The sequence below is a fragment of the Streptantibioticus ferralitis genome, assembly GCF_029223525.1.
GTDB classification, from domain to species: domain Bacteria; phylum Actinomycetota; class Actinomycetes; order Streptomycetales; family Streptomycetaceae; genus Streptantibioticus_A; species Streptantibioticus_A ferralitis.
On record NZ_JARHTQ010000016.1, the window covers coordinates 1 to 14,936 of the forward strand.

General features: G+C 70.6%; 9 protein-coding genes and 1 pseudogene. 5 read left to right on the forward strand and 5 right to left on the reverse strand.

Translation table 11 applies throughout. The annotated features are described in order from the left end of the window. The 4 genes and pseudogenes from P2L57_RS22905 to P2L57_RS22920 form a co-directional block, all read right to left on the reverse strand. A pseudogene (locus tag P2L57_RS22905) lies at positions 1–328 on the reverse strand (hypothetical protein); the annotation flags it as partial. 269 nt (positions 329–597) lie between these two features. Continuing rightward, the gene (locus P2L57_RS22910; protein WP_275817518.1) at positions 598–1,506 is read right to left on the reverse strand and encodes a hypothetical protein; all 909 of its coding nucleotides are present in this window, start codon (positions 1,504–1,506) and stop codon (positions 598–600) included. A gap of 232 nt (positions 1,507–1,738) precedes the next feature. After that, the gene (locus tag P2L57_RS22915; RefSeq protein ID WP_372515882.1) at positions 1,739–3,013 is read right to left on the reverse strand and encodes a metallophosphoesterase; all 1,275 of its coding nucleotides are present in this window, start codon (positions 3,011–3,013) and stop codon (positions 1,739–1,741) included. A 220-nt stretch (positions 3,014–3,233) separates the two neighbouring features. Continuing rightward, the gene (locus tag P2L57_RS22920) at positions 3,234–4,331 is read right to left on the reverse strand and encodes a LacI family DNA-binding transcriptional regulator (RefSeq protein WP_275817520.1); all 1,098 of its coding nucleotides are present in this window, start codon (positions 4,329–4,331) and stop codon (positions 3,234–3,236) included. A 372-nt stretch (positions 4,332–4,703) separates the two neighbouring features. On the opposite strand from P2L57_RS22920, the gene hisC reads away from it, so the two are divergent. The 5 genes from hisC to P2L57_RS22945 all read left to right on the forward strand — a co-directional run bounded on the left by hisC (position 4,704) and on the right by P2L57_RS22945 (position 13,882). Beyond that, positions 4,704–5,786, forward strand: coding sequence for a histidinol-phosphate transaminase (gene hisC, locus P2L57_RS22925; protein WP_275817522.1), 1,083 nt, complete (start codon positions 4,704–4,706; stop codon positions 5,784–5,786). A gap of 237 nt (positions 5,787–6,023) precedes the next feature. After that, a complete protein-coding gene (locus tag P2L57_RS22930) occupies positions 6,024–7,604 on the forward strand; it encodes a cytochrome ubiquinol oxidase subunit I (RefSeq protein ID WP_275817524.1) in 1,581 nt (526 codons plus the stop codon). A 33-nt stretch (positions 7,605–7,637) separates the two neighbouring features. Continuing rightward, positions 7,638–8,645: a cytochrome d ubiquinol oxidase subunit II gene (gene cydB, locus P2L57_RS22935; protein ID WP_275817526.1), complete on the forward strand. Its 1,008-nt coding sequence runs from the start codon at positions 7,638–7,640 to the stop codon at positions 8,643–8,645. A gap of 7 nt (positions 8,646–8,652) precedes the next feature. Continuing rightward, on the forward strand, positions 8,653–12,192 hold the full coding sequence (gene cydD / locus P2L57_RS22940; protein WP_275817528.1) for a thiol reductant ABC exporter subunit CydD: 3,540 nt from the start codon (positions 8,653–8,655) through the stop codon (positions 12,190–12,192). Positions 12,193–12,286: 94 nt separating this feature from the next. Next, on the forward strand, positions 12,287–13,882 hold the full coding sequence (locus P2L57_RS22945; RefSeq protein ID WP_275817530.1) for a GAF domain-containing sensor histidine kinase: 1,596 nt from the start codon (positions 12,287–12,289) through the stop codon (positions 13,880–13,882). Positions 13,883–13,995: 113 nt separating this feature from the next. On the opposite strand, the gene P2L57_RS22950 is transcribed toward P2L57_RS22945, so the two are convergent. Continuing rightward, complete coding sequence (locus P2L57_RS22950; protein ID WP_275817532.1) at positions 13,996–14,901, reverse strand: HAD-IIB family hydrolase; 906 nt, start codon at positions 14,899–14,901, stop codon at positions 13,996–13,998. Positions 14,902–14,936 lie beyond the last annotated feature (35 nt).

Below are 14,936 nucleotides of genomic sequence, written 5' to 3' on the forward strand. Positions count from 1 at the left end.
TGTGGTCGCGGTCGTGGCGGTGGTCGCCGTTGTGGTCGCGGTCGTGGCGGTGGTCGCCGTTGTGGTCGCGGTCGTGGCGGTGGTCGCCGTTGTGGTCGCGGTCGTGGCGGTGGTCGCCGTTGTGGTCCCGGTCGTGACGGTGGTCGCCGTCATGGTCCCGGTCATGGTCGCGGTCATGGCGACCGCCGTGGTGGTGGGGGTCGTCCTGGGGGCTGGACGCGGGGAACGGGTACTGGTCCGCGACCGCGGGGACAACGGCGGTGCTGGTGAGGAGCGCACTCGCGGCGACGGCGACAAGTGCCCTACTGAGCTTGGACTGCAGAACCATCTGCTCAACTCCTGGGAGGGAAGGTCTGGCTGGCCTGTCTCCGACCCATGCCGATATGGGGGTTTACAGGCAGTTGGATGCGGAATGTCCGTCCTGGTGCACACCGAAGCTAGTTCGCGGCTGGCCGTATCCAGCCCAGGGCCCTATGTGATAGGCCGATTAACCACCCGTCTGCGGAGTACGCGCAGGTCAGTGCGGGCAGGCCAGATCCCCGTCTGGCGGCTCTGGCATGTCGGTATCAGTGCCGCCCGGCGGGTACGCCGTGGAGTTCAGCCGCGCTCGGCGTCCGGGTCGCCGACGTCGCGGCTGCCGAAGTCGCGGCTGCTGAAGTCCGGGCTCGTGTAGTGCGGGCTGCTGAACCGGGGCGGGCCGGAGTCCGGCTCCTCGCCGCCCGGGCTGGAGAAGCCGGGGCGTGAGTAGCCCAGTCCGTGCGGCATACGAGGATCGCCGTCCTCGTCGTCCGTCAGCTCGCGCCGCGGTCGCCCCGTGCCGTCAGAGCGGGAACTCGGCAGCCTGGCGGCGGAGTCGGCACGCGCGCTGCCGGCCTGCGCTTCGCGGAGGAACGGCAGCATGCCGCGCTCCATCAACGCCGTCAGCCAGGCGTCCTTTGCCGCCATGACCTCGGCCGGGTCCTCGTGGCGCGTCGCCCGGATCGCCGACGAGCCGTCGCGCAACGCGGTCAGCACGAGGCCGACCGTGCCCGCCAGCACCCCGGCACCGGCGACCGCGAGGAACAGCCAGCCCGCGGTGCGCAGCGGCGCCGCTATCGCGGGCTCCGGATCCATCGCCGCCAGTACGTATCCGACCAGCAGGAAGATCAGCGCGGCGGTACCGGCCAGGATCGGCGTGAGGACCGCGACGATCGCGAACAGACCGGCGCCCGCCGAGGTGTCGCCCGCGCCGCCGCCCGCCGTGGCGTGCCGGTTGTCGCCGCGCGGCGGACCGGGAACGGGGGCGCGCAGCGACTCGCGGACCGCCAGGTAGTGGTCGTACTCGGCGGCGGCGCACGCCGATATCGCGGCGATGGCACTAAGGGCCATGGCGCGGAGCTGCTCAGAGCTGAGCCGCGTTCCATTGGCGGCGGGCGCGTCCGCCGCCGCTCGCAGCGCCTCGTCGAGGACCCGCTCGAACTCCGGGCGGTCTTCGGTCAGCAGGTGCGGAGCGCTGTTCATGTACATCCCCCGATGCTCCGTTCCCCTCCGGCCTGCCCTGGACCGTCCTGGTACCGGGGTGGTTGGTCGGAAGCGGAGGCGAGCGTGTGACGGATAACCCGATGGTAGAGCGCGGCACTGACACGGTGACAGAGTGTTTACAGAAATCGGCTGCTCAGGGTCGCCTTCCAACGGCGAGGTGTTGCCCGGCTCGCGAAGATTGCCCCCTGCCAGTCTGTATTCGATGAGTTGCCAAAACCTATACGTCGAGCGGTAGTTGGGCCACCAGTAGCTTGCCCTCCATCGTCACTCCGCCGTCCATCGCGACCGCGAGGTCGTCGGCGTAGACATGCGGCCCGGAGACCGCCGGGGCACTGCCCTCGCCGCCGTCCTCGGTGCCGACCTCGCCCAGCAGGTACGGGATGGGGCTGTGGCCGTGGACGACGCGCTCTCCGCCGTAGGCGTCGAGGAGCTCGCGTGCCGCAAGGGTGCCCGTGTCGCCGCGGAAGGCGAAGCGCTTGGTGAACTTGCGGAACAGCTCCCAGCATTCGTCGGCGTCCGCACGCTGGAGCACACCGGTCACCGCGTCGTTGACCGCGTCGATGCTGGTGCCGTACTCCAGGTACGCGGTGGTGTCCGAGTGCAGCAGCAGATGGTCGTCCTCCAGCGCCACCGCGTCCAGGCGTGACATCCAGGCCACATGGTGGTCCTGGAGCCGTTCCATGTCGCTGGGCTGCCCGCCGTTGAGCCGCCAGGCGGCGAGGAAGGACGCGGTGCCCGCGGCGGAGTTGACGGGGGTGTCGTCGAACCTCTTGGCGCCGATCAGCAGCAGTTCATGGTTGCCCATCAACGCCTTGGTGTAGCCGCCCGCGGCGGCCGCCTCGGCGGACAGCTGCATCACCAGGTCGATGACGCCGATGCCGTCCGGACCGCGATCGGTGAAATCACCGAGGAACCACAGCCTCGCCCGGCCCGCCGACCAGTGCCCCTCGGCGTCGATGAGCCCCTCGGCGTGCAGCGCGGCGCGCAACTCGTCGAGGTAGCCGTGGACGTCGCCCACCACGTACAGCGGTCCGGGCGGCCCGTCCTCCGGCTCGGTCACCGTCTCCAGCTGGACGGTCGGCGTGTACTCGGCGGACTTGACCACGGGCAGGTCGCGCGCGGTCGGCGTGTAGTCGACGGCGGGCGGCGCGGCCGGAGCCGCGGACTGCGCCTGCGGGAAGCCGGGCGCGGCCGGGGTGCCGGCGAGTCCGGGTGCCATCGGTGCCCCCAGCGGAAGGCCCTGGCCGGTCAGCCCCCGGCCGGTCAGGGCGGACGCGCCGGACGCACCAGGGAAACCGGACGACGGGATCACCGGAAAGGCGGTCGCCTCCTCGAACACGGTCGGGCCGTCCGGAGACGCCGGCGTGCCCTGCGGATACCCGGGCGCGGGCGGTAGCTCCACGCCCGGCGGAAGGACAGGCTCGGCCGGGCGCCAGCTCACCGGCGCACTCACTCCGGGCGTTACGGGTTCCTGACCGGCCCCCTGAGTCATCGACCCCTCCACCATCGCGCCGCCGTGCACCGCCGCCGCGCCCTGCGCGGCCTGCGCCGACGCGTCCTCCGGTGTCATCCGCCCATCATAGGAATGCCGCTCTCGCGTTGCGACGCACCTGCCACCTGCCAATTGGGGCGGAGCGGACAATATCCGTGAAATTGTCTGCCCGCTGGCTCCAGGACACCCCGCAGACGCCTGCCGGACCGTCGAATTCCGTTCAATCGTTCTCCGGGGAGCGCGGCGGACTCACCGTGGTTCGTGGTGAACGCCGCTGCGAGGAGGCCCGGACGATCAGATCGGTCGGCATGACCTGAGCCACCGGTCGGCCGGAGCCCACCCCCTCAATAGCGTCGATCAGCAGTTGCACGACCGCGGTGCCGATCCGGCCCGGCTTGAGGGAAAGCGTGCTGATCGGCGGCTCGGTGGTGGCGTACGCCGCACGTTCACTGCAGCAGACCAGCAGCAGATCCTCGGGGACGCGCAGCCCGTACCGCCTGGCCGCGGCGAGCAGGTCGGTGCCGTTGGGGTCGAACAGACCGTAGACGGCGTCGGGACGGTCGGGCCTGGCGAGCAGCCGGTCGGCGGCGACCGCGCCGGCGCAGGGGTCGTGTGCCGGGTAGGACTCGTACACCGGTTCCTGGCCCACCCGCTCGCACCAGTCGAGGTACGCGGTGGTCGACAGGCGGGTGTACGTGTCGGTGCTGGTGCCGGTGAGTAGGCCGATACGACGAGCGCCAGCGTCCGCGAGATGGTCGAGGATGCCGAGAACAGCCTGTTCGTGATCGTTGTCGACCCAGGCGTGCACCGGAAGATTGCCCGCCGGGCGACCGTCGCTGACCACGGGGATGCCCTGCCGGACCAGATCGGCCACCACCGGGTCGTGGTCGGACGGATCGATGACCACCGTGCCGTCCAGCGCCACATTGCTCCAGACATCGTGGCGGGAGGACGCGGGCAGGATCACCAGGGCGTAACCGCGGGCCAGAGCGGCGGAGGTGGCGGCGCGGGCCATCTCCGCGAAGTAGGCGAACTCGGTGAAGGTGAAAGGTTCTTCCCCGTACGTCGTCACCGTGAGGCCGATCAGCCCCGATCTACCCGTGCGCAGGGTGCGGGCTGCGGCAGACGGGCGATAGCCCAGTCGGTTCGCGACCTCGCGGACGTGTCGACGGGTAGCGTCGGGCAGACGGCCTTTGCCGTTGAGTGCGTCGGAGACAGTGGTGATCGAGACCCCGGCCGCGGCGGCCACGTCCCGGATCCCCGCTCGCTCCAGCCGGCGCCCGGACCGGCTCGCCTGGTGGTTACCTGCTGCTGTCATGGCAGGCCGATAGTAGGGCTCGGGGGGTCTGGTGGCGGAGGCTGGCGAGCGGCGTTGGGCAGTGACGTTTCTGTATATGGGCAAGGCGGGTCTCCCCTTGAAATGCCAGGCAGAACAAGGGATTTGGACTCTTTGGTTGGCCATACGGTCCGGTCGATTCGCCGTGTGGTCCAGTTTGCCGGGGCGCCTCACCTCACCTGTACGAGTGATGCGCGCCAGGGCGCACGCCACCGGCGTACGCCGGGGCATATGACCCCTCCCGTTCGGTGCACGCCCCCTCGTAGGGTGTGAGCAGCCGCTGAGTACGGCGTGGGAGTACGGGACGACCACTGGCGGGCGCCCGTACGACGGGATGGTCGAGGAGGACCTACGGTGACAGAAGCACAACCCAGGCTCCGTGCCGCACTGCGCGGCATCCCTGTGTACAAGCCGGGCAAGCCCGCGGTCTCCGCGACCGGCGCGCCCGTCTACAAGCTGTCCTCCAACGAGAACCCGTACGCCCCGTTGCCCGGCGTCATGGAGACGGTGACCAACGCCGCGCAGTCCTTCAACCGCTACCCGGACATGGCGTGCGCCGGGCTCACCGCCGAGCTGGCGAAGCGCTTCGACGTACCGGAGAGCCACATCGCGACCGGCACCGGCTCGGTGGGCGTGGCCCAGCAGCTGCTGCAGGCCACCTCGGGCCCCGGCGACGAGGTGATCTACGCATGGCGGTCGTTCGAGGCGTACCCGATCATCACGCAGGTCGCCGGTGCGACCTCGGTACCGGTGCCGCTGACCGACGGCGAGGTGCACGATCTCGACGCGATGCTGGCCGCGGTCACCGACCGCACCCGGCTGATCTTCGTGTGCAATCCCAACAACCCGACCGGGACCGTGGTGCGCCGCGCGGAGCTGGAGCGGTTCCTCGACCGGGTGCCGTCCGATGTGCTGGTCGTGCTGGACGAGGCGTACCGCGAGTTCATCCGCGACCCGCAGGTGCCGGACGGCACCGAGCTCTACCGGGACCGCCCCAACGTCTGTGTGCTGCGTACCTTCTCCAAGGCGTACGGGCTGGCCGGGCTGCGGGTCGGCTTCGCCATCGCGCATGAACCGGTGGCGGCGGCGCTGCGGCAGACCGCGGTGCCGTTCGGGGTGAGCCAGCTCGCCCAGGACGCGGCGGTCGCGTCGCTGCGCTCGGAGGAGGCGCTGCTGGAGCGGGTGGACTCGCTCGTCGCGGAGCGCACCCGGGTGTACGAGGCGCTGACCGAGCAGGGTTGGACGGTGCCGGAGACGCAGGCGAACTTCGTCTGGCTGCGGCTCGGCGACCGCACGCTGGACTTCGCGGCGGCCTGCGAGCGCGCGGGAGTCGTGGTGCGGCCGTTCCAGGGCGAGGGCATCCGGGCGACGATCGGCGAGCGGGAGGCCAACGACCTGTTCCTGCGGGCGGCGGCGGAGTTCCGCAAGGAGCTGTAGGGCGCCGCCAGGCGGAACAACGGACGAATCGCCGCGCGGACGACCAGGGGCGCGCCATTTCGGCGCGCCCCCGGTGCGTTCCGGCGCCCTTACGGTGAGCGCGCGAACGGCCACGTCAGCCGTGTGAAGAGGGTCACCCACCCCCCTGTCAAGAGCTCAAAACGGCTGAGTAATAATTGCTTGTGAATGTGAACGCGTTCACAAGCTCACCCGCGCCCCAAGGTAAGGAGACGCGACGTGGATCTGGCTCTCGCCCCGGAGACTCTGGCGCGGTGGCAGTTCGGCATCACGACCGTCTACCACTTCCTCTTCGTCCCGCTCACCATCAGCCTGTCCGCCATCACCGCCGGGTTCGAGACGGCGTACGTGCGGACCGGCAAGCTGAAGTACTTCCACGCCACCAAGTTCTGGGGAAAGCTCTTCCTCATCAACATCGCGATGGGCGTGGTCACGGGCATCGTGCAGGAGTTCCAGTTCGGTATGAACTGGTCGGACTACTCGCGGTTCGTCGGTGATGTCTTCGGTGCACCGCTCGCCATGGAGGCGCTGATCGCCTTCTTCTTCGAGTCCACCTTCATCGGACTGTGGATCTTCGGCTGGGACAAGCTGCCGAAGAAGCTGCACTGCGCGTGCATTTGGATCGTCTCCGTCGGCACGCTGCTGTCCGCGTACTTCATCCTCGCCGCCAACTCCTGGATGCAGCACCCCAACGGCTACCAGATCAACCCGCACACCGGACGGGCCGAACTCACCAGCATCTGGACGGTGCTCACCCAAAACACCGCGCTCGTGCAGGCCTTCCACACGCTCACCGCCTCCTTCCTCACCGGCGCCGCGTTCGTCGTGGGCATCGCCTCGTTCCACCTGTGGAAGGCCAAGCGCCAGCAGACCGCGGGCGAGACCGTCACGGAGAAGGACCGCAAACGGATCGGCGCGATGCGCAGCTCACTGCGGACCGGCCTGGTCCTCGCGGTCATCGCCGGACTCGGCACCGCCGTCAGCGGTGACAGCCTCGGCAAGGTGATGTTCGAACAGCAGCCGATGAAGATGGCGGCGGCCGAAGCGCTCTGGGACACCCAGGCACCCGCGCCCTTCTCGGTCTTCGCGGTCGGCGATGTCAACAAGGGCCACAACACCGTCGAGCTGTCCGTTCCCGGAATCCTGTCCTTCCTCGCACACAGCAACTTCCACGAGGCCGTACCCGGCATCAACGACGTGGCCAAGCAGGAGGCGGCCAGGTACGGCGGCAAGCCGGACGACTACATCCCCAACATCTTCGTCACCTTCTGGGGCTTCCGGTTGATGATCGGCTTCGGGATGACCTCGTTCGTCGCCGGACTGGTCGGACTGTGGACCACCCGCAGGAAGCGCTGGCTCGCGCCGGAGTTCCGCACCGGTGACGAGGAGGTGCCGCGGCTGATGCTCACGCCCAAGCGGGAGATGAGCACGCTCTTCACCAAGTGGTCCTGGCGCATCGGCATCCTCACCATGGGCTTCCCGCTGATCGCCAACTCCTTCGGCTGGATCTTCACCGAGATGGGACGGCAGCCGTGGGTGGTCTACGGGTTGATGAAGACCCGCAACGCGGTCTCCCCCGGCGTCAGCCACACCGACGTCATCATCTCGATGTCGGTCTTCACCGTGCTCTACGCGATCCTCGCGGTCATCGAGGTACGGCTGATGGTCCGCTACGCCAAGGCGGGACCGGCCACCGACGAGCGGCCCCCGGCGCGTGACCCACGGCTGCGCGGCCCGTCCGGCGGCGCGGGCGGCGGCGAGGACGCCGAGTCCGACAAGCCCCTGGCCTTCGCCTACTGACCGGCGTACGGCAGAGATCGGGAGAGAACGACCATGCACCTTCACGACGTCTGGTTCGTGCTGATCGCCGTTCTGTGGACCGGCTACTTCTTCCTGGAGGGCTTCGACTTCGGCATCGGCGTGCTCACCAAACTGCTGGCGCGGGACGAGAAGGAGCGCCGGGTACTGATCAACACGATCGGCCCGGTCTGGGACGGCAACGAGGTCTGGCTGCTCACCGCGGCCGGTGCCACCTTCGCGGCCTTCCCCGACTGGTACGCCACGCTGTTCAGTGGCTTCTACCTACCGCTGCTGATCATCCTGGTCTGCCTGATCGTGCGCGGTGTCGCCTTCGAGTACCGGGCCAAGCGCGATGACGCGCGGTGGAAGCGCAACTGGGAGCACGCGATCTTCTACACCTCCCTGCTGCCCGCCTTCCTGTGGGGGGTGGCCTTCGCCAACATCGTGCGGGGTGTGCCGATCAACGCGCAGAAGGACTTCACCGGTACGCTGCCGGACCTCCTCAACCCGTACGCGCTGCTGGGCGGGGTGGTGACGCTGACGCTGTTCACCTTCCACGGTGCGGTGTTCGCGGCGTTGAAGACCCTCGGCGAGGTGCGGACCAGGGCGCGCGCCATGGCCGGTGTCCTCGGACTGGTGGCCGGAGCCGCCGCACTGGCGTTCCTGGTCTGGACCCAGGCGCACAGCGGCAACGGGCGCAGCCTGGTCGCGCTGATCGTCGCCGTGGCCGCGCTGGCCGTGGCGCTGGTGCTCAACCGGCGCGGACGGGAAGGTTGGGCGTTCGCCCTGTCCGGAGTCACCATCGCGGCCGTGGTCGCCATGCTGTTCCTGGCGCTGTTCCCGAACGTGATGCCGTCCACGACCAACCCGGCGTGGAGCCTGACGGTCTCCAACGCGTCGTCCAGCCCGTACACGTTGAAGATCATGACGTGGCTCGCGGGCATCATGACGCCGCTCGTCCTCGCCTACCAGGGCTGGACCTACTGGGTCTTCCGCAAGCGTATCGGGACCCACCACATACCCGATCCGATCACCCACTGAGGTCACCATGCGACCCGTCGACCCGCGCCTGCTCCGGTACGCCAGAACCACCCGCGTCTTCCTCGCCGCGACGGTGGCACTCGGCCTCGCCGGAGCGGGCCTGGTCGTCGCCCAGGCGATGCTCATCGCCGAAATCGTGGTCGGTGCCTTCCAACACCACTACGGAACATCCCGGCTCGCTTCTGCCATAGCCCTCCTCGCCGCCGTCTCCCTCGGCCGTGCGGCCGTGGGCTGGCTCACCGAACTCGCCGCCCACCGCACCAGCGCCTCCGTCAAGTCCGAGCTGCGCCGCCGACTGCTCGCCCAAGCGACCCGACTCGGCCCCGCATCGGCCGACTCACCGCGCGGCGGCCCGCAGCGCATCGGCGAACTCACCACCCTCGCCCTGCGCGGCGTGGACGCCCTCGACGACTACTTCGCGCGCTATCTGCCGCAACTCGGCCTGGCCGTCGTGGTACCGGTGGTCGTGCTGGCCAGGATCGCCACCGCCGACTGGGAGTCGGCGCTGGTGATCGCCATGACCCTGCCGCTGATCCCGGTGTTCATGGCCCTGATCGGCTGGTACACCGACGCGCGGATGCGGCGGCAGTGGCGGCTGCTGTCCCGGCTGTCCGGTCACTTCCTCGATGTGGTCAGCGGTCTGCCCACGCTGAAGGTCTTCGGCCGCGCCAAGGCCCAGGCAGCGGCGATCCGCAAGATCACCGACGACTACCGGCGGGCCACGCTCAAGACGCTGCGCATCGCCTTCCTCTCCTCCTTCGCACTGGAACTGCTCTCCACCATCTCGGTGGCGCTGGTCGCGGTCGGCATCGGTTTCCGACTGGTCGACGGCGGGCTCGATCTCCACACCGGCCTACTGGTCCTCGTCCTCGCCCCCGAGGCCTACCTGCCGCTGCGCCAGGTCGGCGCGCAGTACCACGCGGCGGCGGAGGGACTCGCCGCCGCGGACGAGGTGTTCGCACTGCTGGAGACTCCGGCGCCGACCACGGGAACGGTCACGGCACCCGATGCCCGCACCGCAACGTTGACCGTGGACCACCTGACCGTGACCCATCAGGGACGGGACGAACCCTCGCTCGCGCAGACCAGCTTCACGGTCCGCCCCGGCGAGACGGTGGCCATCACCGGCCCGTCCGGCGCGGGCAAGACGACCCTGCTGGGCGCCCTGCTGGGCTTCACCCGGCCGACCTCCGGCCGTATTCGCGTCAACGCCACCGATCTCACCTCCCTGAGCCTGGACAGCTGGCGGAACCAGATCGCCTGGGTCCCCCAGCATCCCTATCTGTTCGCCGGATCCATCGCCGACAACGTCCGGCTGGCGCGCCCCGAAGCAAGCGACGACGAAGTCACCGAAGCCCTTCGGAACGCCAACGCCCTCGACTTCACAGAAAGCCTCCCACGAGGCACTGACACCCGCCTCGGCGAAGACGGCGCGGGCCTGTCGGCCGGTCAGCGCCAACGCCTCGCGCTGGCCCGCGCGTTCCTCGCGGACCGCCCGCTACTGCTGCTCGACGAGCCGACGGCGAATCTGGACGGCGAGACCGAATCGGCCGTCGTCGACGCGGTCCGCCGCCTCTCCCGGGGCCGCACCGTCATCATGGTCGTCCACCGACCGGCACTGCTCGCGGTGGCGGACCGCGTCATCCGGCTGGAGAACCCCAAGGCGCCCCAGGCCCTCGCCCAAGTTCCAGGCCGGGCAGGGGAGGCGCGGGTTACGGACGTCCAGCCCCCGGCACCGGAGCAGCGGCGTCCCGAGCAGGTCGCGGACCCGGTCCGGGAAGCCGTAAGCGCTCCCGGCGCGCTGGCCCGCGTACGGCGGATGGCGCGCCCCCTGCGCGCGCGGTTCGCGCTCGCCGTGCTGCTCGGCGCCCTCACGCTCGCCAGCGCGGTCGGCCTGATGGCCACCTCGGGGTGGCTGATCTCCCGTGCCTCCCAACATCCCCCGGTGCTCTACCTGCTGGTGGCCACCACCGCGACCCGTGCCTTCGGCATCGGGCGCGCGGTCTTCCGCTACGCCGAGCGCCTCGTCTCCCACGATGCCGTCTTCCGGGCGCTCGCGGACCTGCGCGCCGCTGTCTACCGGCGGCTGGAGCGGCTCGCGCCGTCCGGGCTGCGCGACACGCGGCGCGGCGACCTGCTCTCCCGGCTGGTCGCCGATGTCGACTCGCTGCAGGACTACTTCCTGCGCTGGCTGCTTCCGGCGGCCAGCGCGGTGGTGGTGAGTGCGGTCTGCGTGGGGTTCGTCACCTGGCTGCTGCCCGCGGCGGGTGCGGCGCTCGCGGTCGGGCTGCTCGCTGCCGGGGTCGGCGTTCCGGCGCTGTCCGCCGCGGTGTCCCGGCGCACCGACGCCAAACTGGCGCCCGCGCGCGGTGGGTTGTCCACTCAGGTGGTCGATCTGCTGTCGGGGACCGCTGAGTTGACGGTCGCGGGCGCGCTGCCCGCCCGGCTCGACGGGACGGTCCTGGCCGACCGGGTCCTCACCCGTATCGCCGCCCGCTCGGCCGCCGCCACCGCGCTCGGCGCCGGACTCACCGCGCTGATCACCGGGTTCACCGTAGCGATCAGTGCCTATCTGGGCGTGCTGGCGGTCGCCGACGGCCGTCTGGCCGGGGTGGAACTGGCCGTTGTCGTGCTCACCCCGCTGGCCGCGTTCGAGGCGGTGGCCGCGATGCCGCCGGCGGCGCTGCACCGGCGCCGCAGCCGCCGGGCCGCCGAGCGCGTCCACGAGGTGCTGGACACCCCGGTTCCGGTACACGAGCCGGAGGATCCCGCCGCTCCGCCTGCGTCCCCGTTCCCGCTGACCATAAGGAATCTGACGGTACGTCATCCAGGGCAGCGGGAGCCAGCGCTCGAAGGGTTCGACCTCGATCTGGCTCCTGGGCGCCGGATCGCCGTCATCGGGCCGTCCGGCGCCGGGAAGACCACGCTCGCCCAGGCGCTGCTGCGCTTCGTGGACCGCGAGGCCGGTACCTACAGCCTGGGTGGAGTCGACGCGGCGGCGCTGGACGGCGATGCGGTGCGCCGCCTGGTCGGGCTGTGCGCGCAGGACGCGCATGTCTTCGACAGCTCGGTGCGGGAAAACCTGCGGTTGGCGCGTCCGGCGGCGTCCGAAGCCCAGCTGCGCGCCGCGCTCGCCGCCGCACGCCTGCTCGACTGGGTGGATTCGCTTCCCGAAGGACTGGACACCCTTGTCGGTGAGCATGGGGCGCGGATGTCCGGCGGCCAGCGGCAGCGTCTGGCGCTGGCCCGTGCACTGCTCGCCGACTTCCCGGTCCTGATACTCGACGAGCCCGCCGAGCACCTCGACCTACCGACGGCGGACGCGCTCACCGCCGATCTGCTGCGGGTCACCGAGGGTCGCACCACCGTGTTGATCACCCACCGGCTGGCCGGGCTCGCGGCCCCCGGCGCGGTCGACGAGATCATCGTGCTCGACCACGGCCGTGCGGTGCAGCGCGGAACGTACGAGGAACTGGCCGCCGTCGAAGGGCCGTTCCGCGGCCTGCTGGAACGTGAGCGGGCCACCGAGCCTTTGCCGGTGGGCTGATCGCTTCCCGCTTCTGCTGGCGAAGTCATTGAAACCGCACTAACGGCTGGTTTAGTGGTTTCTCGCACCAAAGCGGGCCATTTACCCTCGTGGCATGGCAGACCACGCAGGGGATCTCGGGGAGCTGGCCGAGCTGAGTGATCGGCTTCCACAACTGCTGGACGCCGTGGTCTCCGTCGGCACCGGCCTTGACCTGCATGAGACCCTGCGCCGGATCGTCGCGACCGGCGCCGAACTGGTGGGCGCCCGCTACGCGGCCCTCGGCGTGGTCGACCCGGACGGCGGCGCCCTGCGCGACGTCATCACCCACGGCATCGACCAGAACGTCGCCGACCGGCTCGGGACGCTGCCGGACGGGTACCAGGGGCTGCTCGACGCCCTGCTGCACGATCCGCGGTCGCGGAGCTTCCTGGATGTGCCGATCCGAGTGGACGACGACGTCTTCGGGAACCTCTACCTGACCGAGAAGCCAGCGGGCGCGGAGTTCTCCGACGTCGATCTGCACACCGCGCAGATACTCGCCGCCCAGGCGGGCGTGGCGATCGGCAACGCCCGGCTGTACGAGGCGACCCGGCAGCGGGACCGCTGGATCGACGGCGTCAACGCCGTCACCACGGCGCTGGTCACCGGAATCGACGCGGACGAGGCGCTGCAGGTCGTGGCCGAGCAGGCGCGGCGACTGGCCGACTCGGCGGCGGGTGTTGTGCTGCTGCCCACTGAGGAGGGCGGAATGGAGATCGTCGCGGCCGCCACCGACGAACCGATTCCGTTGGTGGGCACGGTGATCGCGCCCACCAGCCCGATCGTCTCCCAACTCCTCGCGGGCGAGCCGGTGTTCGTGGCGGACTCGGCGACGGACGAGCGGATGACCGCCGATGCCGCCCGCTTCTTCGGCCCCAGCATGATGCTGCCGCTGAGCAGCGGCGGAAAGGTGATCGGCACGCTGGCGCTGCCGCGCATGCGCGGGGCCACCCCGTTCTCGGACACGGAGCGGCGGCTCGCCGAGCAGTTCGCGCACCAGGCGGCGGTCGCGCTGGTGCTCGCCGACGCACAACGCGACCGGGAGCGGCTCGCGGTCTACGAGGACCGCGACCGCATCGCGCGCGATCTGCACGATCTGGTGGTGCAGCGGCTCTTCGCGACCGGGATGCTGCTGGAGAGCGCGCAGCGCCGGTCCGAGGTGCCGGAGGTGCGGGAACGTATCGGCGATGCGGCGGACGAGCTGGACGCCACGATCCAGGAGGTTCGGACCGCGATCTTCGCGCTTCAGCAGGCGCCCGCCGACGCCCCGGTCGGGCTGCGTACCCGGGTGCTGCGGGAACTCGGGCAGGCCTCGGTGCCGCTGGGGTTCGCGCCGGCGGTGCGGTTCATCGGCGCGGTCGACGCGCTGGTCGGCGAAGTGCCCGCGAAGAACCTCATCGCCGCACTGCGCGAGACGCTGTCCAACGCCTTCCGGCACGCATGTGCCTCCAGGATCGACGTCCAGGTGGATGCGACGGTCACCCTGCCGAGTGGGGAGCGCGGGGTGCGGTTGACGGTGATCGACGACGGTGTGGGCATCCCGGACGGCGGACGGCGCAGCGGCCTGCGCAATCTGGCGCGCCGTGCGGAGGCACTGGGCGGGTCCAGCTGCTACGGCGAGGGGCCGGACGGGGTGGGGGCGCGGGTGGTCTGGGAGTCGCCGCTGTAATGCCTGCTCGGCGGATCCGCGGCGAACGGGGCCTGCCGTAGGCCGCCGTACTCGCGTGGCCGCAGGTCCGCAGCACCGTGACGGCATCTGTGTCGACCGTGGCGGCCAGCCTGCTACGTGCAGTCGGCCAGGATCGCTTCGATGATGTGGGCGACGCCGTCCTGCTCGTTGGCCGCCGTGTGGTGGGTGGTCGCGGCGAGTACGTCGGGGTGGGCGTTGGCCACCGCGTACGAGGTACCGGCCCAGCCGAGCATCGCCAGGTCGTTCGGCATATCGCCGAAGGCGATCACCTCGGCGGCGGTGATGCCGCGCTCCGCGCAGCAGCGGGCCAAGGTGCTGGCCTTGCTGACGCCGACGCCGCTGATCTCCAGCAGCGCGGAGGGACTGGACCGGGTGAACTCGGCGTGCTCCCCGGCCACACCGCGGGCCGCCGTCAGGAACGCGTCCGGGTCGGCGGTGTCATGCCGGGCGAGCAGCTTGAGCACCGGCTGGTCGGCGTCGAGGCCCAGCAACTCCTCGATGGGGCCGACGACGGAGTCGGCCTCCGCCCAGGCCGCCGCGTACTCCGGTTCGTAGTGGAAGCCGCCGGTCCGCTCGACTGCGAAGGTCGTACCGGGGACGGCGGCGCGTACCGCGGCCACGACAGCGCGTGCGTCGCGCTCGGCGAGCGGGAACGCCTTCAGCAGAAGGTCTCGGTGCAGGTCATAGACGGCGGCGCCGTTCGCGCAGATGGCGATGCCGTTGGTGAGGAACGAACGGCGGCCCGGGTCTCCGTTGAGCGGAGCGGCGGCGACCACATGCATCCAGCGGGCCGGGCGGCCGGTGACGAAGAACACCTCGATGCCCGCCTCCTCGGCGGCCGCCAGCGCGGCGACGGTGCGGGCGGAGACCGTCCGGTCGTCGCGCAGCAGCGTGCCATCCAGGTCGGTGGCGATCAGCCGGGGCGCGCAGGGCGCGGCCGGGGGCTGCGGAGACCGGGAGGGCTGCGGAGGGCGGGAGAGCGAGGTCACGGGGTCCATAGTGGCGCACAACGGCGGACAGGCGTGCGGGAGGG